General features: G+C 68.2%; 26 protein-coding genes. 4 read left to right on the plus strand and 22 right to left on the minus strand.

The features are described 5' to 3' along the window. The first annotated feature begins 11 nt into the window (after positions 1-11). Positions 12-785: a precorrin-2 dehydrogenase/sirohydrochlorin ferrochelatase family protein gene (locus SOM26_RS12030; RefSeq protein WP_320452962.1), complete on the plus strand. Its 774-nt coding sequence runs from the start codon at positions 12-14 to the stop codon at positions 783-785. Next, complete coding sequence (locus SOM26_RS12035) at positions 782-1,735, plus strand: zinc transporter ZntB (RefSeq protein WP_320452963.1); 954 nt, start codon at positions 782-784, stop codon at positions 1,733-1,735. The genes SOM26_RS12030 and SOM26_RS12035 overlap by 4 nt, the downstream gene beginning before the upstream one ends. 55 nt (positions 1,736-1,790) lie before the next feature. Here the strand turns inward: SOM26_RS12035 and fliS are convergent, their stop codons facing one another. From fliS to SOM26_RS12125, 18 genes are all read right to left on the minus strand, one after another. Then, entirely contained in the window at positions 1,791-2,210 is a 420-nt protein-coding gene (gene fliS, locus SOM26_RS12040) for a flagellar export chaperone FliS (protein ID WP_320452964.1), read from the minus strand. 1 nt (position 2,211) lies between these two features. Then, the gene (gene fliD, locus SOM26_RS12045; protein WP_320452965.1) at positions 2,212-3,678 is read right to left on the minus strand and encodes a flagellar filament capping protein FliD; all 1,467 of its coding nucleotides are present in this window, start codon (positions 3,676-3,678) and stop codon (positions 2,212-2,214) included. 94 nt (positions 3,679-3,772) lie between these two features. Beyond that, positions 3,773-4,900 carry an EscU/YscU/HrcU family type III secretion system export apparatus switch protein gene (locus SOM26_RS12050; RefSeq protein ID WP_320452966.1) on the minus strand — a complete coding sequence of 376 codons (1,128 nt, stop codon included), beginning with the start codon at positions 4,898-4,900 and terminating at the stop codon, positions 3,773-3,775. Next, the gene (gene fliR / locus SOM26_RS12055) at positions 4,900-5,673 is read right to left on the minus strand and encodes a flagellar biosynthetic protein FliR (protein WP_320452967.1); all 774 of its coding nucleotides are present in this window, start codon (positions 5,671-5,673) and stop codon (positions 4,900-4,902) included. The genes SOM26_RS12050 and fliR overlap by 1 nt, the downstream gene beginning before the upstream one ends. Before the next feature lie 18 nt (positions 5,674-5,691). Next, positions 5,692-5,961 (minus strand): flagellar biosynthesis protein FliQ, encoded by a 270-nt coding sequence (fliQ, locus tag SOM26_RS12060; RefSeq protein ID WP_320452968.1) that lies wholly within the window; start codon positions 5,959-5,961, stop codon positions 5,692-5,694. Positions 5,962-6,205: 244 nt separating this feature from the next. After that, positions 6,206-7,093 (minus strand): flagellar type III secretion system pore protein FliP, encoded by an 888-nt coding sequence (gene fliP, locus SOM26_RS12065; RefSeq protein ID WP_320452969.1) that lies wholly within the window; start codon positions 7,091-7,093, stop codon positions 6,206-6,208. Continuing rightward, positions 7,090-7,443 carry a FliO/MopB family protein gene (locus SOM26_RS12070; protein ID WP_320452970.1) on the minus strand — a complete coding sequence of 118 codons (354 nt, stop codon included), beginning with the start codon at positions 7,441-7,443 and terminating at the stop codon, positions 7,090-7,092. Before SOM26_RS12070 ends, fliP begins: the two co-directional genes overlap by 4 nt. Before the next feature lie 7 nt (positions 7,444-7,450). Further along, a complete protein-coding gene (gene fliN / locus SOM26_RS12075; RefSeq protein WP_320452971.1) occupies positions 7,451-7,741 on the minus strand; it encodes a flagellar motor switch protein FliN in 291 nt (96 codons plus the stop codon). Beyond that, positions 7,738-8,718, minus strand: coding sequence for a flagellar motor switch protein FliM (locus tag SOM26_RS12080; RefSeq protein ID WP_320452972.1), 981 nt, complete (start codon positions 8,716-8,718; stop codon positions 7,738-7,740). The genes fliN and SOM26_RS12080 overlap by 4 nt, the downstream gene beginning before the upstream one ends. Positions 8,719-8,721: 3 nt before the next feature. Continuing rightward, complete coding sequence (locus SOM26_RS12085; RefSeq protein ID WP_320452973.1) at positions 8,722-9,426, minus strand: flagellar basal body-associated FliL family protein; 705 nt, start codon at positions 9,424-9,426, stop codon at positions 8,722-8,724. 11 nt (positions 9,427-9,437) lie between these two features. Continuing rightward, complete coding sequence (locus SOM26_RS12090; protein ID WP_320452974.1) at positions 9,438-11,114, minus strand: flagellar hook-length control protein FliK; 1,677 nt, start codon at positions 11,112-11,114, stop codon at positions 9,438-9,440. Positions 11,115-11,126: 12 nt separating this feature from the next. After that, positions 11,127-11,591, minus strand: a complete 465-nt coding sequence (locus SOM26_RS12095; protein WP_320452975.1) for a hypothetical protein — start codon at positions 11,589-11,591, stop codon at positions 11,127-11,129. Positions 11,592-11,597: 6 nt separating this feature from the next. Then, complete coding sequence (locus SOM26_RS12100) at positions 11,598-12,935, minus strand: FliI/YscN family ATPase (protein ID WP_320452976.1); 1,338 nt, start codon at positions 12,933-12,935, stop codon at positions 11,598-11,600. Continuing rightward, on the minus strand, positions 12,929-13,732 hold the full coding sequence (locus SOM26_RS12105) for a FliH/SctL family protein (RefSeq protein ID WP_320452977.1): 804 nt from the start codon (positions 13,730-13,732) through the stop codon (positions 12,929-12,931). The genes SOM26_RS12100 and SOM26_RS12105 overlap by 7 nt, the downstream gene beginning before the upstream one ends. Further along, complete coding sequence (gene fliG, locus SOM26_RS12110; RefSeq protein WP_320452978.1) at positions 13,725-14,753, minus strand: flagellar motor switch protein FliG; 1,029 nt, start codon at positions 14,751-14,753, stop codon at positions 13,725-13,727. The genes SOM26_RS12105 and fliG overlap by 8 nt, the downstream gene beginning before the upstream one ends. After that, positions 14,750-16,582, minus strand: coding sequence for a flagellar basal-body MS-ring/collar protein FliF (gene fliF, locus SOM26_RS12115; protein WP_320452979.1), 1,833 nt, complete (start codon positions 16,580-16,582; stop codon positions 14,750-14,752). Before fliF ends, fliG begins: the two co-directional genes overlap by 4 nt. A gap of 1 nt (position 16,583) precedes the next feature. Further along, the gene (fliE, locus tag SOM26_RS12120) at positions 16,584-16,958 is read right to left on the minus strand and encodes a flagellar hook-basal body complex protein FliE (protein WP_320452980.1); all 375 of its coding nucleotides are present in this window, start codon (positions 16,956-16,958) and stop codon (positions 16,584-16,586) included. Then, positions 16,955-18,238, minus strand: a complete 1,284-nt coding sequence (locus tag SOM26_RS12125; protein ID WP_320452981.1) for a sigma-54 interaction domain-containing protein — start codon at positions 18,236-18,238, stop codon at positions 16,955-16,957. The genes fliE and SOM26_RS12125 overlap by 4 nt, the downstream gene beginning before the upstream one ends. Before the next feature lie 297 nt (positions 18,239-18,535). Here SOM26_RS12125 and SOM26_RS12130 point away from each other — a divergent pair, with 297 nt between their 5' ends. Both SOM26_RS12130 and SOM26_RS12135 read left to right on the plus strand, forming a co-directional pair. Continuing rightward, positions 18,536-19,384: a flagellin N-terminal helical domain-containing protein gene (locus tag SOM26_RS12130; RefSeq protein ID WP_320452982.1), complete on the plus strand. Its 849-nt coding sequence runs from the start codon at positions 18,536-18,538 to the stop codon at positions 19,382-19,384. Positions 19,385-19,585: 201 nt separating this feature from the next. Further along, on the plus strand, positions 19,586-20,422 hold the full coding sequence (locus SOM26_RS12135; RefSeq protein ID WP_320452983.1) for a flagellin N-terminal helical domain-containing protein: 837 nt from the start codon (positions 19,586-19,588) through the stop codon (positions 20,420-20,422). 127 nt (positions 20,423-20,549) lie between these two features. On the opposite strand, the gene SOM26_RS12140 is transcribed toward SOM26_RS12135, so the two are convergent. The 4 genes from SOM26_RS12140 to SOM26_RS12155 all read right to left on the minus strand — a co-directional run bounded on the left by SOM26_RS12140 (position 20,550) and on the right by SOM26_RS12155 (position 25,626). Continuing rightward, complete coding sequence (locus SOM26_RS12140; protein ID WP_320452984.1) at positions 20,550-21,776, minus strand: ABC transporter permease; 1,227 nt, start codon at positions 21,774-21,776, stop codon at positions 20,550-20,552. Between the two features lie 101 nt (positions 21,777-21,877). Beyond that, a complete protein-coding gene (locus SOM26_RS12145; RefSeq protein WP_320452985.1) occupies positions 21,878-22,687 on the minus strand; it encodes a sigma-70 family RNA polymerase sigma factor in 810 nt (269 codons plus the stop codon). After that, positions 22,684-24,765: a flagellar biosynthesis protein FlhA gene (flhA, locus tag SOM26_RS12150; protein ID WP_320452986.1), complete on the minus strand. Its 2,082-nt coding sequence runs from the start codon at positions 24,763-24,765 to the stop codon at positions 22,684-22,686. The genes SOM26_RS12145 and flhA overlap by 4 nt, the downstream gene beginning before the upstream one ends. A gap of 3 nt (positions 24,766-24,768) precedes the next feature. Then, on the minus strand, positions 24,769-25,626 hold the full coding sequence (locus SOM26_RS12155) for a lytic transglycosylase domain-containing protein (protein ID WP_320452987.1): 858 nt from the start codon (positions 25,624-25,626) through the stop codon (positions 24,769-24,771). Between the last annotated feature and the right edge of the window lie 163 nt (positions 25,627-25,789).

Raw genomic sequence — 25,789 nt, forward strand, 5'->3', positions numbered from 1 at the left:
GGGAGGAATGGGTGAGCCTCGGTAGCCTGCCTCTGTTCGTCCGTTTGAACGGTCGCCCGGTCATTCTGGTCGGCGAGGGCGAACCGGCCGAGGCCAAGCGCCGTCTGCTCGACCGCGCCGGGGCGCAGGTCGTCGGCGAGGAGGCGCAGGCCGCGCTCGCCATCGTCGCCATCGAGGATGAGGACAAGGCGCAAGCCGCCATCGCCCGGCTGAAGGCGCGCGGCGTGCTGGTCAATGCGGTCGACCGGCCTGCGGCGTGCGACTTCACCCTGCCCGCCATCGTCGAGCGTGGGCCGGTGATCGTCGCGATCGGCACCGGCGGCGTGTCGGCGGGGCTGGCCGCGGCGCTGCGCCAGCGGCTGGAGACGTTGCTTCCGGCGGGGCTCGGCACCCTGGCCGAGGGGCTGTACGCCGCGCGCGCAGGCTTGCGTGCGCGCTTCCCCGATGGGGCGGAGCGACGGCGCGCGATCGGGGCGGCGCTGTCGCCCGGCGGCGCGCTCGATCCGCTGGCCGGTGAAACCGATGTTGCCGCCTGGCTGGCGGGCGTCGCGCGTCCGGCGGCACAGGTCGCGACGTTCGTCCTCACCTCGACCGATCCCGACGATTTGACGCTGCGCCAGGCGCGGGCGCTGGCCGCCGCCGACCGGGTCTATCACCGCGTCGATGTGCCGCCCGCCATCCTCGACCGCGCGCGCGCCGATGCGGTGCGGATCGCCAGCGACGCATTGCCGACCGAGCCGGGCGAGGGGCAGATCGTCGACCTCGCCATGGACCTGCGCGCATGACTGGCTTTGCCTATCGCATCGATGACGGACATGCCGCGCCGATCAAGATCCGCGAGGCGGTGGACGCCAAAGCGAATTTGGTCTGGGTGCATCTGGAAACCAATGACGCGGTCGCGCAACGCTGGCTGCGCGATGCGGCGCATCTGGACGACTATGTCATCGACGCGCTGACCGCGACCGAGACGCGGCCGCGTTGCGAGGCGGTGGGCGAGGGGGCGTTCCTCAACCTGCGCGGGCGCAGCAGCGAGCCGCTCGACGGGTCGGACATGCTCGCCTCGGTCCGCATCTGGGCGGTGAAGGGAAAGGTCTATTCGGTGACCCGCCGCCCGCTGCTGGCGACGGATGCCGTGCGGCAGGAGGTGGAGAAGGGCGCGATCAACGATCCCGGCGACCTGATCACCGCCTTCGCCACCGCGATCACCGGCGACATGGACCCCGACGTCGCCAATCTGGGCGACGAACTCGACGGGTGCGAGGAGCAGCTGGACGAACACCGCGTCTTCCAGTTGCGCCGCACGGTCAGCCGGGTGCGCGTCGCCGCGATCGGTTATCGCCGCTTCCTCAATCCGCAACGCGCCGCACTCGAAAAGCTGGCCGCGCTGCCCGGCGACTGGCTGGCCGCCGACGACCGGCTGCATTTGTCCGCCGCCGCCGACCGTGCGGCGCGCATGGCCGAGGAGCTGGAATCGATCCGCGAACGCTCCGCGCTGATCCACGAGACGCTGAGCGACATGCGCGCGGAACAGATCGACAATCGCGCGCTGGTCATCTCGATCGTAGCGATGGTGTTCCTGCCGTTGACCTTCATCACCGGGCTTTACGGGATGAACGTCAAGAACCTGCCCTATGCCGACGAAAGCTGGGCATTCGACGCGATCCTGGGTGCCTGCACGCTGATCGCGGTGGGGATCGTCATCTATTTCGTGCAGAAACACTGGTTCCGGCGGTAACTGCGGGCTTCGGCATCGCGCAGCGTGACCGGATGCCGGATGTCGAAGGCCGCGTTTAGTTGCCCTTCTTCGGCGCGTTCATCTTGCGCACCATGTCCCATGCCTCGGCAATGTCGGCGATGCTGCCGGCGACGTTGCGGAACACCTGCGGGTCCTGTTCGAGCGAGCCGTCGACGATCTGGCGTCGCGCGCCCGCGTAGAGCTTGGCGAAGGTGATCGACATCTCGCCGCCATGGTCGAAGTCGAGCCCCGCCTCGAGCGCGAACAGGATCGCGGTGGCGCGCGTCACCCGCTCGCTCTTGCGCGCGAGCTGGCCATGTTCGGTCGCCCAGGCGGCCGAGCGCAGCGCGGAGATCAGTTCCTCGTAGAGAAGCTGGACGAGCGCGGGGCCGTCCGCCGTCGCGGTCCGACCGACGACGTCGATCTGGCGATAGGTGGCGGCAGGATCGGCCAATAGTCCGGTAGCATAGGCCATATCAGTTGCTGCTCTTCGTCCACATGTTGACCTGCTGGGTCAGGAAGCTCTGAACCGACTTGTAGCTCGAGACGCGCGCATTCATCGCGGCGAACTGTGCCGTCATCCGGTCCTGCGTCGATGTCTGGTCGTCGGTCAGATTGCTCTGGGCGAGCTGGTTGGCGCTCTGGTCCTGGGCGAGCTGCTTCGACGTGGCGCCCAGGCCATAGACGGTGCTGGTCGCCGCCATCTGGATGTTGTTCAACTGCGCCGACAGGCCGATCAAATTGTCGCCGCTGCTCTGGAACATCTGTTCGACGGCATCGGGATATTGCGCCATCACCTGCGACAGGCGCGCCGAGTCGACCTTGAGCGTGCCGTCCCGGTTGGTCCCGACGCCCAGATCGGCGAGCGTCTTGGGCCCCGGCGTCGAACTGTCGCCCGGCACGATCTTGGACGTGGTCAGCCGCGCCAGCGATTGTTGCAGCGAACGCGCAGCCACGCTGCTGCGCAGGTCGCCGGTCTGCGGATCGAGCGTCTTGTTCAGCTCGACCATCTTGTCGTTATAGGTCAACACGAAGTCCGACACGACCGAAGTCAGCGCGGCGGTGGGGCGCGTGCCGGTCAGCGACACGGGCGCGGTCGACACCGCGTTCAGCGTCATCGCCACGCCGGGGATCAAGTCGCTGAAGCTGTTGGTCGCACGCTGCACCGACACGCCGTCGACGGTCATCTGGGCATTGCCGGCGGTAGCCGCGCTGCGCGTGCTGGTCGCGCCGTTGCCGACCGCGAAGTTGGACAGGCCGGGCGTTGCGCCCTCGCTGGCGGTGACGGTGAAGCTGTTCGCGGCGCCGGTCGGCCCGCTGAAGGACAGATACGCTTTGCCGTTGACGTCCGAGATGACCGACGCGGTCACGCCGGTCTTGGCCGCGTTCACCTTGCTGGCGATATCGTCGAGCGTCGGGCTGGTGCCGTCGGGGAAATTGATGTCGACCGCCGTGTTCGATCCGACCTTGATGGTCAGCTTGCCCGTGCCCATCGCCGCGGTGCGGTCATAGCTGGTATTGGTGACGTTGGTCTGCGCGGTGGCCAGCGCGGTGACGGTGATCGACTTGGACAGGCCCGCCAGCTTGGCACCGGATTGCGTCGTCACGCTCAGCACGCCCGAATTGCTGCTGGTCGCCTGGGTCGCCAGCGTGCCGCCCTTGGCCAGCGAGGCGAGCGAGCTGGCAAAGTCGGTGATCGAGCTCATGACGGTCGAGGTCGCCGAGATCTGCGCGGTCAGCGTGCTGGCCTTGGCCTTCAACGCGGCGGTGCGGGCGGCGAACTGCGCCTGGACCAGCGAGGGGACGAGCGACGACAGGTCGATGCCCGACCCCGTCTGCAGCGAGTTGAACAGCGCCTGCGCGGCGGTCTTGGTCGCGTCCGTCGTCGACGGCGTGGGCGTCGGGGTGGCGGTCGACGAGGAAGTGGAAGAAATGGTCGTCATCGACGGCGCTCCGACACGGGTACGTCATCGGTAACGACCGGCGCGGGTCGGGCTTTAGGGCGATGCGACGAAGCGAGTGGAATCAGTACGGACCTCATGATGCGAGCTGGCCGTTTTCGTCGAAGCGCGCCTCGACCGGGACCTCGACCGGCGGCTGGGCCGTGCCGCCCGCACCCGCGTTGAGGCCGAAGACGAAGGCGAGGATGACCGCGATCGCCTGGTACAGGTCGGGGCGCACCTCCTGCCCCTCGCGGCTGGTGTAATAGACGGCGCGGGCGAGCTGCGGATATTCCAGCACGGGCGTGGCATATTCGGCCGCCATCTCGCGAATGGCGAGCGCGGTCGCGCCGCGCCCCTTGGCGACCACCACCGGCACCTCGTCCTGGCCGCGTTCGTACCGCAGCGCGACCGCGAAATGGGTAGGGTTGGTCAGGATGACATGCGCCTCCTGCACCGCCGCGCGGACCGCACGATGCGACATCTCGCGTTGCTTGGCGCGGATATGCGCCTTGGCCTCGGGGTTGCCCTCGGCCTCCTTATGCTCGTCCTTGACCTCCTGCTTGGTCATCTTGAGCTTCGAGAACAGCTGGAAGATCTGCAGCGGCACGTCGAACCCGGCGATCAGGATCAGGCCGAACCCCATCACCAGCAGGATGGTGATGAAGGTGCCGCCCAGCTGTCCGATCGCCCCGTTGATGTCGCTCTGCGCCAGGCCCAGCGTCGGGCGCGTGGTGCGCCACAGCATGTACGCGCCGATCACACCGAGCAGCACGACCTTCAGCAGCGACTTGCCGAGTTCGGTCCAGCCCTGCATCCCGAAGATGCGCTTCAGGCCCGAGGCGGGGTTCAGCTTGGACGGCTTGGGCGCGATGGCCTTGGGATTGAAGCGCAGCGAGCCCAGCCCGGCCTGCGACGCGACGGTCGCGACGATGGTGATCGCGAACAGCGACGCCATCGAGGGCAGCAGCTTCCACCCCGCCTCCATCAACGGGCGAAACGGCTCGAAATCCTCGACATCGGCATGGGTGAACTGGAAACTCGTCGCCATCACCGCCTTGCACGCGCCCAAAAGGGTGGGCCCTGCGAACATCAGCCAGGCGATACCCGCCATCATCACCAAAGCCGCCGCCAGGTCCTTGCTGCGCAGGATCTGCCCGTCGTCGCGCGCTTTGTCGCGACGCTTTTGGGTTGGGGCTTCTGTCTTTTCGCCGCCCTCCGACATCAGCCGAGCACCAGCGTGACGGTGGCGGCAAGCCCTTCGCGGATGATGACCAGCATATAGTCACCCATGGCGGGGAAGGCGACGGCGATGGCGATGACGCCGATGGTGAGCGCGGCGGGCAGGCCCACCGAGAACAGGTTGAGCGAGGGCGCGGCGCGGCTCATCATGCCCATCACGAGGTTCAGGCAAAGCAGCAGGAAGCCGACCGGCAGCGCTAGCAACAGGCCCGCCAGGAAGGCATAGCTGCCGAACAGCGCGATCGCACGGAATTGCGCCGGGTCCATCCAGGCCCTGCCGGGGGGCAGCGCGTCATAGCTTTTGACGATCGTGTCGACGAGGACGAGGTGCCCATCGACGGACAGGAACAACAGGGTCAGCATGACCGTGAAGAACTGGCCCAGCGCCTGGGTCGAACGACCGTTGAGCGGGTCGATCGTGGACGCGAAGCTGATGCCCATCGACCCGCCGATCAGCTCGCTGGCGACCAGGGGGGCGGTGAAGGCGACCTGCAGGATCAGGCCGAGCGCGAGACCCACGATCACCTCGGCCACCACCGCCATGATGGTGGGCACCGCGAAGATCACGGGCGGCGGCACGACGGGGTGCGCCAGGTTCACCAGAAAGGCGATGGCCCCGGCCAGGCTGATCCGCACGGGCAGGGGGATCGACACCGCGCCGAAGACGGGCGCGGTGATGAACGCCGCCCCGACCCGGATCATGATGAACAGGATCGCCCAGGCCTGTGGCTCGATCGAGAGGCCGAAGCCCAGCATGTTATTTTACCCAGACCTTCACTTTACCAAGTCCGGGATGCGCTCGAACATGCTGACGGTGAAGTCGCTGAGCAGGCCCATGATCAGGCTGCCGAAGATCAGGATCGAGACGGCCACGACGATCAGCTTGGGCACGAACGACAGGGTCTGTTCGTTGATCGAGGTGGCGGCCTGTACCATGCCGATGACCAGGCCTGATACCAGCACCGGCAGCAGGATGGGGGCGGCGGCCAGCGCCAGCACCCACATGGTCTGGTTGGCCAGCGTCAGGAAATATTGGGCGTCCATGATGCTCGCATGCTTCCGTGGGAGGGATTCCCGTGGCCTTCGACTGCGCTCAGGCTGAACGGATTATGGGGCCAAAATGGTTAATGAAGGCCTGTCGTCCGGCACCGAACTCATTCGTCCCGTGGAAGGGGAGGTGGCGCGCGCAGCGCGTCGGAGGGGTGTCACCCTCCCGATAGCGCGACACCCCTCCACCAGCTTTGCTGGTCCCCCTCCCCTTGCCGGAGAGGAATTAGGGGGGCACCCCCTATGTCGCGAAACTGTTGGCCAGGCTGCCCATGGTCAGCGCCCATCCGTCGACCAGCACGAACAGCAGCAGCTTGAACGGCAGCGAGATGATCGAGGGCGACAGCATCATCATGCCCAGCGCCATCAGGACGGTCGCGACGACCAGGTCGATGACGATGAAGGGCAGGAAGATCAGGAAGCCGATCTGGAACGCGGTCTTCAGCTCCGAGGTGACGAAGGCGGGGAGCAGCACGGCATAGGGAATGTCGTTGGGGCTGGCATAGGGACCCGATTTCGCCATCTCGGCGAACATCGACACGTCCTTGATCCGGGTCTGCTTGGCCATGAAGGCGTGCAGCGGCGCACCGGCGGCCTTGATCATCTCGGTGCCGGGCAGGCGTCCTTCGGCATAGGGCTGGATTGCCTGGGTGTTCATCTGGTTGATGGTCGGGGCCATGATGAACAGCGACAGGAACACCGACAGGCCGATCAGCACCTGGTTGGGCGGAGTCTGTTGCAGGCCCATCGCCTGGCGCAGGATGGCGAGCACGATGACGATCCGGGTAAAGCTGGTCATCATCAGGATGATGCCCGGCAGGATCGTCAGCAGGCCCATGATGATCAGGACCTGGAGCGACAGGCTCAGCGAGCCCGAGCCGCCATTGGCGCCGCCGCCCAGCTGGCCGATCGCGCGGTCGACCGCGTCGCCGACGCCCGGTGCGGGTGCGGGTGCGGCGGCGGGAGCGGCGGCCGGTGCGGCCTGGGCAAAGGCCGGCATCGCGATGACCAGCGCCAGCAGCAGCGCCAGCACGATCCACAGCGGCTTCAGGCTGCGGCGCGCCGCACCGGCATCCTGCGTGCGGATCAGCGCGGGGCCGGTGCCCCGGCGGGTCACGGAAATGCTCATTGGTCGAACTTCTTGGGCGCGAAGCGGGAGACGAAGTCGGGACGGCGCGGCATGGTCGGTTCCATCGGCGTCGGCGTGACCGGCGTGACCGGGCCCTTACCCTCGACCTTGTCGACCAGCTGGACACCGCCGCGCCCGACCGAGACGAGCAGGTTGCGCCCCTCGAACTCGATGACCGCCAGGCGCAGGCCGGGCGAGATCATCATCGTTTCGCGGACATGGATCAGCCGCGTCGCCGGGCGGCCCGGCATCCGGGTCTCCAGGCGACGCCACAGATACAGGCAACCGATCATCAGGCCGCAGATCAGCGGCAGCAGGACGACCAGCTTCAGGATGTAGGACCAGAGCATCGTGGGATCAGCCGCGCTTGTCGGGGTTGACCAGCTCGGTCATGCGCACGCCGAACCGGTCGCCGACCGTCACAACTTCGCCGCGCCCGATCAGCGTGCCGTTGACCAGCACGTCGAGCAACTCGTTGGCCTGGCGGTCCAGTTCGATCACGCTCGATTCGGACAGCGCCAGCAGCTCGCGCAGCGTCAGCTGGGTCGAGCCGATCTCGACGGTCAGCTTGACGTCGACGTCCTGGAGCAGCCGGAAATTGGCGGCGACCGACGTGTCGACGGGGAAGCCCCCGGCCATATCGTTCATTGTTGGTGTCCTTCAAAGGATTGCGCGAGCGACTCGGGCGAGCGGGCGAGCGAGGTGAGCTGGACGGCGGCGCGGCCATTGGCGGTGCCGACCGTGCCGGTGCCCAGCAGGTCGCCGCCCACCATCACCGGCACTTCCGGGCCGAAGCTGATGGGGATCACGTCACCGATCTTCAGGTCCATCAGGCGGCTGAGCGGCACGACGGGTTCGGCGAGGACCGAGCGGACCGGGAAGCGCACCGTCATCACCGCGCGCGTCAGGTCGCCACGCCAGGTCGGATGCGCCTCGCCCTTGTTGTCGACGACCTTGCCGGTAAGGGCGGAGCCGTGCGGCTTCAACGCGCTGACCGGATACAGGATGTCGAGCATCGAGGGGCGGCGATCCTGGCGGGCCAGGCCGAAACGGGTGACGATCATCGCATCCTCGCCCTCGATCCCCGACAGCAGGGCGGGCGAGGATTCGGTGCGACCGGCGCGGAAGTCGAGCTTGGCGAGCGAGTCCCAGGCGTTGCGCATCGGCGTGGCCATCATGCCGCCCAGCTGGGTCATCATCGCCTCGGCCGCGGGCGAGAATTCGGGCGGCAGGGGATCGGGAACCGCGCCGGTGCCGCCGAAGAACAGGTCGATCAGCGACATGCCGAACCCGCCCTCGATGACGACCAGCGCCTGGGCATCGGCGGAAATGCCGTTCAACGACGACATGACCATCGGCATCCAGGCGCTCAGCCCGTCGCCGCGCTCGGCCCGGTAATCCGAGAAGCGCTGGACGACCAGCGGCTCGGCCCAGCAGCGCAACTCTTCGCGAAGGAGCGATTCGAACAGGCCGCGCAGCGTCCGCGCCAGTCGCGCGGACAGATGCTGCATCGTGTGGAGATCGCCGAACGGGTTGATCTTGTGCGAGCCCAGCACCCCGTGATCAGCGACATACTGATCCCGCGGACGTTCGCGACGTTCAACCTGAGGGGCGGCGTTAACCATGCCTCACTGAACAACAAAATTGGTAAAGTAGACGTTAGCGACGCCGCCGAATCCCTCCTTTTGGCGAAGAATCTCGTTGATCGCGTCGACCAGGCGGCGCTGGAGCTGCCGCTTGCCGTCGCCGGACGTCACCATGTCCTCGCTGGCATCGCCCAGCGTCATCAGCACCGCCGAGCGGACCGCCAAGTCGTTGGTCTTCAGATTGTTGATGACCGTGTCGTCATAGGGGGTCGAGATGGCCAGCCCGACCTGGACGATATGGATCGAGTCGCGCAGGTTCGAGGTGAAGTCCTTGGGCAGCTGGTAATAGTTGGACGCATAGCGCTCGCCGCCATCGCCCACCGGCGTCTTCATGCCGACATTCTCGTGTGTACCGCCGCCTTCGCCGCCCTCGCCATGGCCGCCACCTTCGCCGCCGCCATGACCGCCTTCGCCCCCTTCACCTTCGGCTCCGGCGCGCTTCTGCTCGGCCTTGGGCACCAGCTTGGGGCCGGGATGGCTGGCATCGGCCTCGGCTTCCTCATGGCCCGCCTTGTCGGCCTTCGCGCCGTGGCCGCCGATCAGGCCCGAACTGGCGGCATAGAGCCCGGCACCGACGCCACCGCCCAGCAGGACGAGGACGCCGACGACCATGACGATGATCTTGCCGAGCTTGCCCTTCTTCTTCTTGGGCGCATCATCGGTGGGCGTGTCTTTCGCGTCGCTCATAGTTCAGTTCCTCAGGCGATTCGGATGGATGGGGTGGAAGGCGAGGCGGTCGGGGACGATCCGACCGATTCCTCGCCGAAGAGGGAGGTGCCGCTGCCGCGCGGCCGTGACGGGATCACCGGCGCGGGCTGGGCGGGGGGACGCTGGTCGCGCAGCGACTGGCCCATGTCGAACCCGCTCGCCATGCCGCCGCCCGTACCACCGGACGCCACCGCCACATCGCCCAGCCGCATGCCCTTGTCCTCGGCCAGCCGGGTGAGCTGGCCCTGCGCATCGGCGAGCATCGCGGCGGTGCCGGCATGGTCGGCGGTGAAATGGATATGGGTCGCGCCGTCATCCTGGCGAATCGCCACCGCGATGCCGCCCAGCGCGTCGGGCGACAGCTGGATCCGGGTGTCGGCGGTGGCTGCATCCTCGCGCATGCGGTCGATGCGTTCGATCATGCCCTGCGGCCAATGCGCCTGCGTCATGTCGAGCGGCGGCTGGTCGGGTGCGCTGGCGGACGCCACGGGGCGGGTCAGGTCGGTTGCGGCCAGCGCGGCCGGGTCGATCGCCGCGGTGGTCGGCCGGGCGGGGTCGTCCAGCGGATCCTCGTCGCGAACCGGCGTCGCCGCCCCGCGCAGCGCGCCCGCCAGCAGGCCGATCGTCGCGGTCGCCTGTGCCGGTTGGGTCACGCTCAGCGGGCCGCTGGGCAGCGTAGCCAGCGGCGGCGGTGCCGTCTCGGGCGTCGTGGCCACCGGCATGGCGACCAGCCGGAAGGCGGGCATATTCGCGGACGGTGCCGGATTCGCGGTGGTCGTCATCGGCGTCGCCGGGCCAGTGGCGGCCGCGTCCGGCATGGCGGGCAGCGCGATCGATGGCGTGCCCGCCGAAGACGGCATGGCCGCGACCATGGGACCGGCCGAAGGGGTGGGAACTAGGCCCAGCGAAGAGGTGTCGGCCGTCGCCTGACGCAGCGATGCAAAGACCTTCGATGCTGCCACGGGGCCGGTCGTCGCACGGGCGGCGGGTGGAATTGCGGGCGTCGGCGCGGCTGCGACCGGCGCTGCATCGGGCGTCGCGTCGGGCGTGGGTGCCATCGCGAACGGTATGACGGCTGCGTCGGGCAGGATGGGCGTGGCGATGGCTGGTCCGGGTGCGTTACCGGGCTCGTCGTCGTCCTTGGTCGCCAACGGATCGCTCGGGGTATCGGTATCTCCGGTCGGTTCGTCGTCGGTGGCCGTCTGAATAAGCTTGTCGGGCCGCGGCGCACCATCGCTTGGCATCGCCTTCGCGACGGACCGGGTAGCAAGCGGCGTGACGGTGACCGCTCCGGCCGCGACAGGCGCAGCGGAAACGGGCTCACCGGCAACTACCTGGGCCGTGACGGGCGCGGCGCTCGGGCTATCCGCCCGGACGGCGGGCATGACCGGCAAGGAAGGCGCGGGGGTCGGCAAGCCGTTGCCGGGCAATGCCGCCATCGGAGCCTCGGGCATTGCCGCACCGTCGATCGCGCCCGCTGCGGGCTTGGAAGCGAGCGGCATGCCCGTGTCGCCCCCGGGCGGCGGCACGACCACGCTGGCGGTCAGAAAGTCAGCGAATTTCGGGGGTTGCCCGGCCGCGCCCGTGGCATCGGGCCGCGATCGGAGCGAGGTCGCCCGGCTGGGCGAGGACGCGTCGGGCGAAAGGAAAGAGGGGATGGCTGACATGATAGGACACCGTCAGCAAGGATCGTGCCGGTTGTGATCCCGGTCCGGACCCCGCCCCAGGCCGCCGCGCGAACCGGCGGCGGGCATGTCCTCCAGCGCGCGCATCTCGGCGCGGATGGCGGCGACGCGGGCCCGTTCGAGCAGCTTTTCGACGGCGGTCTGGTCGCGCTTGGCCTCGCGCGTCTGTTCGGCGGCCTGGGCGGCGCGCTGTTCGGCGGCGGCGACCCGCGCGGTGGCGGCATCGGCCGATTCGAGCAGGCGTCCGCGAAAATGCGCGCGCGCCATCAATCCGGCGGCGGCGGTCGGCGGTGCGGCGACCGGCGACACCGCCTCGACCAGCTGGGCGATACGCTGCGACAGGGACTGCTCGGTCGAGACGCGTTCCTGCGCCCGCGCTTCCTCGGCGCGGGTCAGGTTCAGTTGCAGCGTGCGGACCCGGTGCAGCCGGTTGAGCATCGCCTGCTGGCGGTCGGCCATGGTGCGTCAGGCCCCCGCCTGGCCGAACACGCCGACCAGCTCCTCGACCGCATGGTCGAGCGGCACGATCTCGTCGGCATCCTGGCGGATATATTCCATCACCGCCGGGTGGCAGGCGATGGCGGCGTCGATCGCGGGGTCGGCGCCCGCGCGGTACGCACCCATCAGCACCAGGTCGCGATTTTCCTCATAGGTCGCCAGGTGACGACGCAGCGTGCGCGCGGCCATGGCGTGGGGCTTGCCGACGATGTCGGTCATCACGCGGCTGACCGAGGGACCGATATCGATCGCCGGATAGACGCCGCGCTCGGCGAGATGGCGGTTCAGCACGATATGCCCGTCCAGGATCGAGCGCGCCGAGTCGACGACCGGGTCGTTGCCGTCGTCGCCATCGGCCAGCACGGTATAGATGGCGGTGATCGAACCGGTGCCATGCGCATCGGCACCCGCCCGCTCGATCAGGTTGGGCAGCATCGCGATGGCCGAGGGCGGATAGCCGCGCGCCGAGGCGGGCTCGCCCAGCGCCAGCCCGATCTCGCGACCGGCATGGGCGACGCGGGTCAGCGAATCCATGATCAGCAGGACCTTCTTGCCCTCTGCACGGAACGCCTCCGCAATGGCGGTGGCGCGCAGGGCGCCGCGAATACGCAGCACCGGCGAGTGGTTGGCGGGGACCGCGACCACGACCGAGCGCGCGCGGGCCTCGCCCGCCACCTTGGTTTCCAGAAAGTCGGCGACCTCGCGGCTGCGTTCGCCGATCAGGCCGATGACGATCACGTCGGCGCGCGCGGCACGCACCATCATGCCCAGCAGCACCGACTTGCCGACGCCCGAGCCCGCCATGATGCCGACGCGCTGGCCCTGGCCGATTGTCAGCAGGCCGTTGATCGCGCGCACCCCGACGTCCAATGGCTCGCGCACCCGACCGCGGTCGAGCGGCGACTGCATACGGCCCGCCAGCGGCCAGCGACCCGCGCCGCGAATGGGGCCCAGGCCGTCGATCGGCTTGCCCGACCCGTCGACCACGCGGCCCAGCATCGCCGCACCGACCTCCGCTTCGCCGGGAGGGCCGAGCGGGCGCACCGGCGCGCGCGGCAACAGGGGGGCGGGGCCGCCCAGGTTCATCAGGAGGGTGCGGCCGTTGCGAAAGCCGATCACCTCGGCCTCGACCCGTTCCTCGGGCTTGTCGCCGATCGCGCAGACGGTGCCGACCGGCAGCGACAGGCCGACCGCTTCCATCAACAGTCCGTCATAGGAGGACAGGCGACCGCACACGGTGGCGCGCGGCGCGAAATCGGCCTGGGCCAGCGTTTCCAGATAATCGGCGGTGAATCGATTCAGCATGATGGAACCGGAACCTTGTCCATGACGGCGGCCAGCTGATCCAGCCACAGGCGCGGCCCGTCCTCGACGATGGTCGAGGCGCTCTCGAGCACGAAGCTGCCGCGTTCGATGGTCGGATCACCGACCGGAAAGATGGTCTGCGGCAGGCGTCCGTCGAGCAGTGCGACATCCTCAGGGTGAACGCGCAACATGGCCGATTCCTGCGTGTTGGTCAGCAGGTCGATCGCACCTTCGATGCGGGTGGCCAGACGGTCGGCATCGACGCCGATCTCGCCCACCAGCCGGGTGACGAGCGTCATGACGGTGTCGCGCAACTGGCCCGCCATCAGTTCGCGATCGACGCGCGAGGTCAGCGCCTGGGCGATACCCTCGATCAACTGGCCATCGCGCGCCTGCCCCTCGACCAGCGCCTGGAATTCGGCGGTGGCGGCATCGACCCCGGCGGCATAGCCCTCGGCATAACCGGCGGCGCGGGCCGTCGCGATCGGATCGGCGGCGGGCTCGGCATTGTCGTCGCACGCGGCGAACGGATCCCAGCCCTCGGTCGGGTCCTCGGCGCGGTTGACCGGGTGGAAGTGGCGGGGCCGGACCTCGGCGGCGGGATCGGGTGCTGTCTGGCCGCCCGGCATGGGCGCGCGCGCGCGGAACGAGAACGGCTCGGCATTCAGGTCGATGCCCAGCCCGGCGAGACCCGGCATGTCGGTCCGGGAAAAGCCGCCCGGTGGCACGAACGCCTGTTGCAGCGCGGCCGCCGCCGCGTTCTGGCGCGCGGAGAAACCCGCGATGAAATCAGACATAATCGTCCTCGCCCCCGCCCATCATGATCGTGCCTTCCTTGGCCAGGTTACGCGCGACGGCGATCATCGCCTTCTGCGCTTCCAGCACCTCGGTCAGCTTCATCGGCCCGCGACCTTCGATCTCGTCGCGGATGCCCGTCGCCGCCCGCGCCGACATGCAGCCCAGGAAGCGTTCGCGTGCCACCTCGTCCGCGCCCTTCAGCGAGCGGATCAGCACTTCGCCGTCGACGTTGCGGATGAGGGTGCCCAGATTCTTGTCGTCCATCTCGAGCAGGTTCTCGAAGATGAACAGCGCCTCCTCGATCTGCTTGGCGACGTCGCGGTCGATCTTGAACAGCTTGGGCATGACCCGCTGTTCGGTCGCCTTGCGCGCGCTCGACAGGATCTTGGCGGCTTCGCGCGATCCGCCCATGGCCAGGCCGTTGCCGCCGCCGCCCGCACCACCGCCACCGCCGCCGGCGCGCCGTTGCAGGACCGCGTTCAGCGTTTCGACCGCCTGCGGGGTCACCGGACCCAGCCGGGCGACGCGGTGCAGGATATCGGGCTGCATGATCTCGGGCAGCAGTTCGAGCACCTGGCCCGCGACGGCCGGATCGCAGTTCGCGATGATGACCGCGCCGATCTGGGGATGTTCCTTCTCGACGATCTTGGCGATGTCGGCGGCGTCCAGCCAGTCGAGCATGTCGATCTCGCACTGCGCCTCGGGCGGGATGATGCGCGACAGCACGGTGTCGGCCCGCTCGGGGCCGAGCGCGCGGGTCATCATGTTCTCGACCATCGGCTTGGGCTCGAAGGCGATCGAGGTGCGGGCACGGGCCGCGCCGACGAAATTGTCGAGCACGGCGTCGACCTCGTTCTCGCTGACGTCGGCGATCGAATACATGGCGCGGCCCAGTTCGCGCACCTCGTCCGGGTCCAGCTTCTGCAGGATGGCGGCGGCCTCGGCCTCGCCCACCAGCATCATCAGGACCGCGGCACGCTCGACGCCCGTATAGGTCCGCGTATCGGTGGCGGTTGTCACGCGGCCTCCTCCGACGTGCGGATCATGTCACGAACGGCGAGTGCGGCGCGCGCGGGGTTGTCGCGGGTAAAGCCGCGCACCTTGACGATGCGGTCGTCGAGATGGGTCGACTGTTCGATATCGTCCAGGGTCACGGGCGGCAGCACCGACGGCTCGGCGGGCGCGGCCAGCGCCGGGTTCATCCTGGCGATGTCGATCCCGGCGGCCGACAGCGCGGCAAGCGCGGCGGCGTCGAGCGGCACGGCGACCCCTTCGGCATTCATCACCATCGGCGCGCCGTCGGCACCGGTCAGGATCTGGCCGGGTGCACCGTCGGCGGCGCCCATGGGCAGCGCGTTGGCCGCGGGTTCTTCCTTCTTCTTGGTCATCGCCTTGACCAGCGGCCGCACGCCGAGCAGCAGGACGAGGAGCGCGATGACCAGCGCGGTCGCGTTGCGCGCGGCCACCGGCATCCAGCTGGCATCGTACCAGGCGCGCTTGTCCTCCATACCGGCATCGGCGAACTTGCGGCTGATGACGGTGACGTTGTCGTTGCGCTGCTGGTCGAAACCGACCGCCGACTTCACCAGGTCGGAAATCTGGGAGATTTCCATCTGGCTGCGCTTGCCGGTGGCGGGATCGCGCAGCAGGACCGCGACGGTCAGCCGCTTGATCGACCCCGGCGCGGCGCGCGTCACCGACACCTGCTTGTTCAGGTCATAGGCGCGCTGATAGGCGTCGGACTGTTTTTCCGGGTTCACGCCCGGGCCACCGGCGACCGGCTTGCCATCGGCGGGCGGCGCACCGCTCGCGCCGTTGGCGGCCTGCGGCTGCTGCAGCATGCTGGCGGGCGGCGGCGTGTTGGACAGTGCGCCCGGAATACCGCCCGGCGTCGTCGGGTCCTTCTGGTTGCCGGTCCAGTTGCCGGTTTCGGCCCGCAGCGCGCCGTCCTTGTCGTAACGTTCGCTGGTCGCGCTCGTCTCGTCCAGATTGACGTCGGCCTGCACCTCGGCGGTGAAGTTGCCCGCGCCGACCAGCGGGGTCAGCAGCTGGACCAGCTGGGTGCGGTACTTCTCTTCCAGGCGACGCTGGAAATCGATGCGGCGATCGTCGCCGGCCGCACCCTCGCCCCCCTTCTTGGACAGGAGCGCACCCATCTGGTCGACGACGGTCACGTCCTCGGGCTTCATGCCCGGCACCGACGAGGCGACGAGGTTGATGATCGACTGGACCTGCGCCTCCGACAGCGAGCGCCCGGCGTTGAGCTTGAGCACCACCGAGGCCGAGGGCGAGGACTTGTCGCGGATGAAGGGCGAGGCGTCGGGCGTGGCGAGGTGCACGCGCGCTTCGGCGACGGCGTCGATCTCCTGGATCGAGCGGGCGATCTCGCTCTCGCGCGCCTGGCGAAGGCGTTCGCCCTCAACCGCGCGGCTGACGCCCATCGGCAACTGGTCGAGGATCGCGTAACCGCCGGGCGCCTGCTTGGGCAGGCCCTGACCCGCCAGCAGCATCCGCGCCTTGGCGTAATCCTCCTCGTTCACGGTCAGCGCGCCGGTGCCGTCGTTGATCTTGCTCTTGATGTTCGCGGTGGACAGCGCCGAGGTGACGGCCTGCTTGTCCGCGTCCGACAGATTTTCGAACAGCGTCTTCTGCGGCGGGCTGGACAGCGCCATCCAGGCCAGCGCGGCGGCCGCGATCAGCCCGACGAGCAGCGCCATCGGCGCGGAACGGCGGACCGCGGGCTGCGCCATGACCGACTTGATCTGGCGAAGCGGGTTGGCGAACTTTTCCGGCAAAGGCGGCAGGGCCGGTGCGGGATTGGTCGATGCGGGGGTGAGGGCAGTGCTCATCTTACACCGGCATGCTCATGATGTCCTTATAGGCGGACAGGAGTTTGTTGCGGACCTGCAGCGTGGCCTCGAACCCGACCGATGCCTGCTGGCGCGCCATCATCACCTTGGCGATGTCGACGGTCTCGCCGCGTTCATAGGATTCGGAGAGTCGGGCGGCCTGTTGCTGGCCTTCGTTCACGCCCTTCAGCGCGGTCTCCAGCGTGTCGGCGAAGGTCGCCGGGGCCGCGGGAGCTTGAGTCGAGGCGGCCTGTGCCGCCTGGTTGGCACCGGCCTGGCTTGCCGCCTTCAGCGCTTGATTGCGTTCCAGGATCTGGGCGCGAAGCGCCATCACCCGGTCGACGCTCATTGCGCCGCCGATGCCACCGACGCTCATGCCATCACGGCCCGGCTAGACGGGCGGATGATCTCTTCGCCCTGCTCGCGCGCCTTGGCCAGGCGGTAGCGCAGGGTACGCTCCGAGATGCCCAGGCGCTTGGCGGTCTCGACCCGGTTGCCGCCGCATGCGGCCAGCATGTCGCGGATCGCGGCGAATTCGCTCATCTGCACGACCTTGCCCAGCGTGGCTTCCGCGGTCGTCACGGTCAGCGGCTCGTCGTCCAGGTCGTTGGCGATCATCGGGCGGTCGAACACGATATGCTCGGGCTCGATGGTCGCACCGCCCGCGAAGAGCAGCGCGCGCTGGATCACATTCTCCAGCTCGCGGACATTGCCGGGCCAGTTGTGCATGGCCAGCTTGTCGATCGCGGCCGTGCTCGGCCACGGAATGGCGGTGCGACCGGCGGCATGGCGCAGGATCATCGTCGCGGCGAGCGCGGGGATGTCCATGCGACGCTCGCACAGCGACTTGGTGGTCAGCGGAAAGACCGACAGGCGGTAGTAAAGGTCGGCGCGGAACCGGCCTGCCGCCACTTCGGCCTGCAGATCGCGGTTGGCACAGGCGATGACGCGGACGTCGACCGACTGCGGCATCGACGCGCCGAGCGGGATCACTTCGCGCTCCTGAAGGACGCGCAGCAGCTTGGCCTGCAGCTGAAGCGGCATTTCGGCAATCTCGTCGAGCAGCAGCGTGCCGCCGTCCGCCGCGCGGAAGAAACCTTCGCCCGCCTGCGCCGCACCGGTGAACGCGCCCTTCTGGTGACCGAAGAGCAGCGCCTCGAGCATCGATTCGGGCAGCGCGGCGCAGTTGATCGCGACGAACGGCTTGTTCGCGCGGGCGGACTGGGCGTGGATGGTGCGGGCGACCACTTCCTTGCCGGTGCCGGTGGGGCCGTTGATCAGGACGGTGATGTCCGACTGGGCCACGCGCTCGGCCAGGGTGAACAGCGCCAGGCTTTCCGGGTCGGCGGCGGTCGGCATCTGCGGACCGGCAACGAGGGCGCGCACGACGCTGTTGCCGACGCCTGCCTCGCTGCTTGGATAGGTGACCGTGATCGGCTGGCCGCCCTGCATCGGGGTGATCGAGGCGACGGGGCCGTCGGTCACGATCACGGTGCGGGTCGGATGGGTGACCATGTCGCCCGGTGCCAGCAGGAACATATCCCCGGCCTGGGGCGCAGCGCCGGGTTCGGCAAGGGCCAGACCTTGGGCGCGCAAAGCGGAAATCAGCGCGTATTTCTGCTTAACCAGCGCGGGGGAGGGGTGAATCGACGGCATCGGCGACAAGTCCTTTCGTGACTTCGCAATGCCCTTTCCTTGGTAAAGTGCGGGTTAATGCGGCAATCGTTGCGGCAAGTTTTTTCCGCGCGCGATGCGCCCGCCTGCGCCGGGGCGGGGGCAGGGGCGCGCCAGCCCGCCCGCTCGCCCGTGAAACGGCAAAACCGGCAAAACTTAAGGGCAGGAAATTGCCGTTTGGCGGCTAAAACCTGCCGGAATGCGGCCGTTCTTCATTTCGACGGCTCGAGGGTCCCAGCGGACAACGAGGGGACCGTCGGGAAATTTGGAGGACGAACCATGACTGTTATCGCCACGAACATCAGCGCCCTGCGTGCCACTGCTGCCAACAACATGGCGTCGAACGCCCTGAACACCTCGATGAACCGCCTGTCGACCGGCAAGCGCATCAACTCGGCAGCGGACGACTCGGCAGGCCTGGCGATTTCGGCATCGATGACGTCGCAGATCCGCGGCATGGCGCAGGGTATCCGCAACGCCAATGACGGCATCTCGATGGCGCAGACCGCCGAAGGTGCGCTGGACGAGGTCAACAACATGCTGCAGCGGATGCGCGAACTGAAGGTGCAGTCGTCGAACGACAGCTACCAGGCGACCGACAAGACCAACATCCAGAACGAACAGGCCGCCCTGGCCGTGCAGATCAACAGCGTGGTCAGCAACACCACCTTTAACGGCAAGGCGCTGTTCAACGCCGCGGCTGCCACCGGCTTCAACATCCAGACGGGTGCCAGCTCGGCGGATGCGATCACGCTGAAGTCGACCGACTTCTCCAAGGCAACCGGCAGCGCGGCCCTGGTCGCCGTGACCGGCGGCGGCGGCGAGACGGCGGCGAACGCCGCGACGGCATCGGCCGCTGCGACGCTGGCCCAGTATGACGCCGCGATCACGGCGGTGGCGACGGCACGGGCCGGTCTGGGTGCGACCCAGAACCAGATCCAGTCGGCGGTCAACAACACCACCTCGACCATGACCAACCTGTCCGAAGCACGCAGCCGCATCGAGGACACCGACTTCTCGACCGAAACCACCGCGCTCGCCAAGGCGCAGATCCTCGCCCAGGCCTCGACCGCGATGCTGAGCCAGGCGAACCAGTCGCAGCAGGGCGTGATGAAGCTGCTCGGTTAATCCCAGGGTTCCGGGATCGTCCTCCCGGATCAAAGGACCGCCCCCCCACCATCGCGAACCGATGGCGGGGGGCGGTTTTAGAAAAAAATCGTCGCCCGCTGCATTTTTTCCTAAAGTGCGGTGCAAGGCGACCGTTTTCCGTGGTGGCAGCTCGACCTTCGCCTTGGGGGCGGCGGAGAGCTCCAGCTTTGGAGAACAACCATGACGGTGATCGCCACCAACATCACGGCCTTACGTGCCGCCAACGCATCCGTTTCCGCCCAGAACGGGCTGGACGTGTCGATGAACCGCCTGTCGACCGGCAAGCGCATCAACTCGGCGATGGACGACGCGGCAGGCCTCGCCATCACGTCCTCGATGACCGCGCAGGTTCGCGGCATGAACCAGGGCGTGCGCAACGCGAACGACGGCATCTCGATGGCGCAGACCGCCGAAGGCGCGCTCCAGGAAGTCAGCAACATGCTGCAGCGGATGCGCGAACTGGCGGTGCAGAAGGCCAACGCGACCTATTCGGCGCAGGACAAGACGAGCATCACCGTCGAACAGGACGCCTTGTCGGCGCAGATCTCGACCATTCTGACCAACACCACCTTCAACGGCCAGAAGCTGTTCGACGGGACGGCCGGTGTTTCGGGCTCGGTCCAGATCCAGGCGGGCGCCTATACCAGCGATGCGCTGACCATGACGTTCGGCAATCTGAAGACCGACGCGACCCTGACCACGATCATCGATTTCACGAACCAGCGGCTGAACTCGTCGACGCCGCCCGCGCTCGAGGATTTCGACACCGCCATCGCCAGGGTCGCCAATTTCCGTTCGGGCCTGGGCGCGGTGCAGAACCGGCTCCAGTCGGCGATCAACAACCTGACCTCGAACGCCACCAATCTTTCCGAGGCGCGCAGCCGTATCGAGGACACCGATTTCTCGGCCGAGACGACCGCGCTCGCCAAGGCCCAGATCCTCAGCCAGGCCTCGACCGCGATGCTGAGCCAGGCCAACCAGTCGCAGCAGGGCGTGCTCAAGCTGCTCGGCCAGTAATACCAGGTTCCTGAGCGCCCTGGCACCGCGCCCCCACTCGGGTGCCGGGGCCAACCGGCTGCGCCTTCGCGGACCGGTTTGCAGGACAAACCCCGGCGGCCTTCGGGCTGCCGGGGTTTCTTTTCGTCTATTCGCCGCGTAGCACGAGCGCGGGCGGCACGCGCGACGCGGCCCATGCCGGATACAGGCTGGCCAGCACGGCGCCCGCCATCACGCAGACACCGATCGTCGCAACCTCATGGGCGGCAATGCCGATGGGCAACGACAGGAAAAGGTCGAGTTCCGCCGCGCGTGTTGGCACCAGCCACAACATGAGCGCCGCAATCCGGTCGCGCTGCACCAACATTCCGCCCGCCAGGGCCATTCCCGCCGTCGCGCCAGATGCGGCAATCACGCTGCCGACCGTGGCAAATATGCGTGCAATGCTGGACGCCGACGTCCCCATGCTGCGCAACACAGCGATCTCGCGCCGCTTCGACCGGGCGAGCAGGGTCATCGACGACAGGATGTTGAACAGCGCGATCACCGTGACCAGACCGACGGCGATCGTCATGCCGATCTTCTCGGTCGCGAGCGCCGCGAGAAGGGTGCGGTTCGTCTGCATCCAGCTGGTGATGCGATAGGCGGAGCCAAGGTGCCGGCGAATCGCGGCGAGGATGGCGGGTTCGTCCTCGGGCCGGTTGAGCGTCACCGCCACGCGGCGCGTGACGGCCGGGCCATCCAGGACGGCGAGGCCGTCGACCGGGCCGAGCAGGACCGGTGCTTTCCCGCCGACCGCCTTGTCATCGTCATAAAGGCCCGAAACCCGCACCTCGAACAGTTGCAGATCAACCGACTGGTCCGGGCCGACCGCGACCCGGCCGATCGCGACGGGCGAGCCGGGCAGCAGGCCGAGTCGCAATGCGGCATTTTGGCCAATTGCGATGGTGCCGGGTGCGTTCGGTCGTACCCCCATGGCCGGGCGGACCAGCGCGGGATGACGGGCGATGCCCTCCGGCGTCAGCCCCTGGACTCGGACCGAACTGATGCGTCCGTCGACGCTGAGCGCGGTGGTGACTTCGCGAAGCGGCTCGGCGCGCGCAACGCCCGGTAGGCGCGCGACGATCGCGGCGACCTGGGTCTCGTTCATGCGCTGGTGCGCGGCCGCGGTGATGCTGAGATGTCCGTCGACGGGCGCGACGGTGCTGGCGAGCTTGGCCTGAGCGCCATTCATGACGGCGACGACCAGGACCAGCGAGGCGACACCGATCGCGACACCGATGCATCCGATTGCAGCAACCAGCAGGACCAGCCGCCCACCGGCACCCGGCCAGAGATAGCGCGCGATCAGTCGACGTTCATGGGATGCCAGCATGCTCTTCCCCCGGACCAAGGGGGAAGGCTTAGGCGCGCAGGGCTCCCGACGGGAAGAGGATTATGATGGCGGCGGCATGGCGAGTCCCACCGCCTCGCCCCTCACGCCTGCGCGGCGAGGGCCTTTTTCAGGCGGGCGTGCGCGGCGCTCTTGATCTGGCAGACGCGTGCGGCGCCGACGCCCAGGACCTGGCCGATTTCCTCGAGATTGAGTTCCTCGACATAATAGAGCTGGATGACCATCGCCTCACGCTCGGGCAGCGCGCCGATCGCGGCGATCAGCGCGTCGCGCAGGTCGCTTTCGGCCAGTTGTTCGAAGGCGTTGGGCGTGTCGTCGGCGAACCAGGGCATATCGTCGGAATAGATGTCGTCGATCGCCTCCATGCGGATGGCCTCGGCGGTCTTGTATTCCGTACGCAGCCGCTCGACGGTCACACCCAGCTTCTGAGCCACGACCTCGTCGGTCGGGGCCTGGCCGGTCGCCTGGGACAGGGCCGACACCGCCTTGGCATAGTCGCGACGGCGGCGCATCGCACCGCGCGTCGTCGTCGCCTGGCGGCGCAACTCGTCGATCATCGCGCCGCGCAGCCGCGCCTTGAGATAATGGCCGAACTCGACGCCGCGCTCCTCGAACGAGGCGGCGGCCTCGACCAAGGCGACCAGGCCGACCTGGACCAGATCCTCGATCTCGACCAGGTTCGACATCGATCCATGGACATGCCACGCGATGCGCCGGACCAGCGGCAAATGCTGGCGGATCAGCGCGCTCGCATCGCGACCCGGCCCACGCGGCACGGGGCGATAGGTCAGCGGCTGGTCCGCGACGGTCGGGTTGATCAGCGCAGGGTCGAAGCTTGCCGGATTGATCGGCTGGGCGTTCATGAATGCGCCGCTGAGAGGGTGCGAGGTCATGCAGCAATCGCCTGTTGCTGGGAGTGATGGGGGGCGCCGATGACGGCGACGACTTCGACCGGCTTGTCTTCCGGCACTTCGAAGAAGGAGAGGACGGGCACGTCGGGCAGGCAGGTGCGCAACAGCTTGCGCATCGCCACCCGCACGCCCGGCTGCACGACGAGGGCAAAGGGCTTGGCCTCGGCGATCAGCGGTTCGGCGGCCTGGGTCAGGGCGGTGGTGATCCGCTGGCCCAGATCGGGTTCGATGACATGGCGGCGCGACACGTCGGCGCGCATCGCCTGGGCGAGCAGCCCTTCAAGCTGGCCGTCGAGCGTCATGACGCGAAGCGGTTCGCGCACGCCGCACAGCTTCTGGATGATCAGGCCGCCCAGGCTCGGGCGGATCAGCTCGATGATATCCTCGGCATCGGCGGTCTTCTGCGCGGCGACCGCGATGGCGCTGGCGATGCGGCGGAACTCCTTGAGGGAGATGTTCTCCGCCAGCAGGCCCTTGAGCACCTGGGTCAGCGTGGTCAGCGGCAGCGGCGTCGGGCAGAGCGAGGCCGCCAGCTGTGCCGCGCGTTCCTTGAGCCCGTCGAGCAGCGCCTGCACCTCGTCGGGGCCGAGCAGCTCGGACGCGTTGGACCCCAGGATATGGTTCAGGTGCGTCGCCATGACGGTGCCCGGATCGACGACCAGATAGCCCATGCCGGTGGCGGCATCGGCGTCGCCCTTCAGGATCCAGGTCGCGGGCAGGCCGAAGGTCGGGTCCTTGACCGGCTTGCCATTCAGCGTGCCGAACGCCTGGCCGGTGTCGAGCGCCAGCATCTCGTCGGGCGAGACCTGGTCCTCGGCGGCGACCACGCCGTTGATGAGGATGCGGTAGCTATAGGGCGCCAGGTTGATGTCGTCGCGCACGCGTGCCTGCGGCACCACGAAGCCGAGATCCTTGGACAGCTGGCGGCGCACACCGGTGATGCGGGCCATCAGCGGCGCACCGCGACGCTCGTCGACCAGCGGCACCAGGCCGTAACCGATGTCGATATGCACCTGCATGCCGTCGATCACTTCGTCCCAGGCGATGCGCGAGGGGTCGACCGGTTCGGGTGCCGGGGCGGGGGGCGCGAGGACCGGGCGCTTCTCGATCTGGCGCAGCTTCCATGCGGTGAACCCGGCGATGGCGGCGGCGGGCAGCAGGATCAGGTGCGGCATGCCGGGCAGCACGCCCAGCAGGCCGAGGATCACCGCGACCGGCAGCCAGGTCTTCGACGCGCCGAACTGCGACCCGATCTGGCCCGCCAGATCCTTGTCCGACGACACGCGCGTCACGATGGCGGCGGCGGCGATCGACAGCATCAGCGAGGGGAGCTGCGCGACCAGCGCGTCGCCGATGGCGAGCAGGATATAGGTCTTGGCGGCGTCGGCGATGCCCATGCCGTGGCTGACCGGACCCAGGATCAGGCCGCCGACGATGTTGGCCGCCAGGATCAGCATGGCGGCGACCGCGTCGCCCTTCACGAACTTGGACGAACCGTCCATCGAGCCGTAGAAATCGGCCTCGGTCGACACCTCGACGCGGCGCGCCTTGGCCTGGTCCGGGGTGATGAGACCGGCGTTCAGGTCGGCGTCGATCGCCATCTGCTTGCCGGGCAGGGCGTCCAGGGTGAAGCGCGCGGACACTTCCGACACGCGCCCTGCGCCCTTGGTCACGACGATCAGGTTGATGATCATCAGGATCGCGAAGACGAAGAGGCCGACGACGTAATCGCCGCCGATCAGGAAGGTGCCGAACGCCTCGATGACGTGACCGGCCGCGCTTTCGCCCTCATGGCCATGGACCAGCACGATGCGGGTCGAGGCGACGTTCAGGCCGAGGCGGAACAGGGTGGCGAACAGGAGGACGGTCGGGAAGGCCGAAAAGTCGAGCGGCTTCTGCGCGTTCAGCGCGACCATCAGGACCGCCAGGCTGATCGCGATGTTGGCGACGAAGAAGATGTCGAGCAGCGCGGGCGGGATCGGCACGACCATGACCAGCACCAGCAGCAGGATCGCCGCGGGCAGGGCCATGGTGCGGCCACCGGAGAAGAGCTTGCCCATCGCTTAGCCACCCATCCGTGCGAGCATCATATATGCCAGGCGCGCATGATCGGGCTTGGGCCGCAGCACGCTGTCGCCGGTGACGTTCGCATGGCGCAGGCCCAGCTGGTTCATCGTGCTGTTGGCCCAGGCCATCGCGTCGGCGGGGCTTTCGTTGGAGCCGGTGACCACGGTGGCCTCCCCGTTCATCGCCTGCAGCGCCAGCGTCTGTGCGGCGAACTGCAGATTGGCGGCGCGGGTTTCGTTGCCGTCCGCCTGGGTGCCCGCCAGCTTGTTGGCGAAACGGTCGTAGATGTCCGACAGCGAGCGCGGCTGGCCATTGGCGGCATAGAAGACCGAACGGTTGGCGCGCGCGGCCGCCGGGAACAGCGCCGCGCCGCTGGCCTGCGGGTTGCTGGCCATGGTTCCCAGGAACTTGGTCGCGCCGCCCAGGCCCAGGAAATGCGCCATGTACAGGTCGGTGCCGCCCGCCTCGCGGCCCAGCGTCGATTCCAGCGCGGCCTTGTTGTCCGACGCGTGCTCGGCGGCCATCAGCGAGGCGGCGGTGGGATCGTTGCGCAGACCCATCACGGCCGCCCGCGCGTCGCCGCTGACATAATAACGTCCGCCCGACTGGCCGATCGAGTCCGCCGCCCAGCCCAGGCCATGCTCGGCGCCGTGCTTCTTGACGACCGCCAGCCAGCTTTGTTCGACGAACTGGTACAGCCCGGATGCCGAGGAGGTGCCTGCCCGCGCATTCGCGTTCAGCCCCGACTCCAGCTTGGCCTGGCCGAGCAGATAGCCGAAATCGACGCCCGTGCGGCTGGATGCCAGCGCGATGGCCGATTGGACTCTGGCTTGGGAAACGGGTTGGACGGTCATGCTGTTAAATGGTCAAAGCCCCTGTTCGGGACTTACTCAGCAAGCGGCGTGCCAATTCCGGGGAGATCGTTGAGCGATGTGCGGATCATCGCGAAATTCGACAAAAAAGCCCGGAAAAACCGGGCTTTGCGAGGTGTCGGGGGTGGGAGGGCAGGGCAGGCGG

This window comes from Sphingomonas sp. CFBP8993 (assembly GCF_034044895.1).
In the GTDB taxonomy this organism is placed as follows: domain Bacteria; phylum Pseudomonadota; class Alphaproteobacteria; order Sphingomonadales; family Sphingomonadaceae; genus Sphingomonas.

Coding starts and splice junctions, on each gene's coding strand:
- flhA (WP_320452986.1), bottom strand. CDS start 24,765: ATGGGCAAGCTCTTCTCCGGTGGCCGCACCATGGCCCTGCCCGCGGCG.
- SOM26_RS12140 (WP_320452984.1), bottom strand. CDS start 21,776: ATGCTGGCATCCCATGAACGTCGACTGATCGCGCGCTATCTCTGGCCG.
- fliF (WP_320452979.1), bottom strand. CDS start 16,582: ATGAGCACTGCCCTCACCCCCGCATCGACCAATCCCGCACCGGCCCTG.
- SOM26_RS12050 (WP_320452966.1), bottom strand. CDS start 4,900: ATGTCGGAGGGCGGCGAAAAGACAGAAGCCCCAACCCAAAAGCGTCGC.
- fliP (WP_320452969.1), bottom strand. CDS start 7,093: ATGAGCATTTCCGTGACCCGCCGGGGCACCGGCCCCGCGCTGATCCGC.
- fliN (WP_320452971.1), bottom strand. CDS start 7,741: ATGAACGATATGGCCGGGGGCTTCCCCGTCGACACGTCGGTCGCCGCC.
- fliR (WP_320452967.1), bottom strand. CDS start 5,673: ATGCTGGGCTTCGGCCTCTCGATCGAGCCACAGGCCTGGGCGATCCTG.
- SOM26_RS12130 (WP_320452982.1), top strand. CDS start 18,536: ATGACTGTTATCGCCACGAACATCAGCGCCCTGCGTGCCACTGCTGCC.
- SOM26_RS12105 (WP_320452977.1), bottom strand. CDS start 13,732: ATGTCTGATTTCATCGCGGGTTTCTCCGCGCGCCAGAACGCGGCGGCG.
- SOM26_RS12155 (WP_320452987.1), bottom strand. CDS start 25,626: ATGACCGTCCAACCCGTTTCCCAAGCCAGAGTCCAATCGGCCATCGCG.
- SOM26_RS12090 (WP_320452974.1), bottom strand. CDS start 11,114: ATGTCAGCCATCCCCTCTTTCCTTTCGCCCGACGCGTCCTCGCCCAGC.
- fliQ (WP_320452968.1), bottom strand. CDS start 5,961: ATGGACGCCCAATATTTCCTGACGCTGGCCAACCAGACCATGTGGGTG.
- fliE (WP_320452980.1), bottom strand. CDS start 16,958: ATGAGCGTCGGTGGCATCGGCGGCGCAATGAGCGTCGACCGGGTGATG.
- SOM26_RS12035 (WP_320452963.1), top strand. CDS start 782: ATGACTGGCTTTGCCTATCGCATCGATGACGGACATGCCGCGCCGATC.
- SOM26_RS12135 (WP_320452983.1), top strand. CDS start 19,586: ATGACGGTGATCGCCACCAACATCACGGCCTTACGTGCCGCCAACGCA.
- SOM26_RS12095 (WP_320452975.1), bottom strand. CDS start 11,591: ATGGCCGACCGCCAGCAGGCGATGCTCAACCGGCTGCACCGGGTCCGC.
- SOM26_RS12080 (WP_320452972.1), bottom strand. CDS start 8,718: ATGGTTAACGCCGCCCCTCAGGTTGAACGTCGCGAACGTCCGCGGGAT.
- SOM26_RS12145 (WP_320452985.1), bottom strand. CDS start 22,687: ATGACCTCGCACCCTCTCAGCGGCGCATTCATGAACGCCCAGCCGATC.
- SOM26_RS12125 (WP_320452981.1), bottom strand. CDS start 18,238: ATGCCGTCGATTCACCCCTCCCCCGCGCTGGTTAAGCAGAAATACGCG.
- SOM26_RS12070 (WP_320452970.1), bottom strand. CDS start 7,443: ATGCTCTGGTCCTACATCCTGAAGCTGGTCGTCCTGCTGCCGCTGATC.
- SOM26_RS12100 (WP_320452976.1), bottom strand. CDS start 12,935: ATGCTGAATCGATTCACCGCCGATTATCTGGAAACGCTGGCCCAGGCC.
- SOM26_RS12085 (WP_320452973.1), bottom strand. CDS start 9,426: ATGAGCGACGCGAAAGACACGCCCACCGATGATGCGCCCAAGAAGAAG.
- fliD (WP_320452965.1), bottom strand. CDS start 3,678: ATGACGACCATTTCTTCCACTTCCTCGTCGACCGCCACCCCGACGCCC.
- fliS (WP_320452964.1), bottom strand. CDS start 2,210: ATGGCCTATGCTACCGGACTATTGGCCGATCCTGCCGCCACCTATCGC.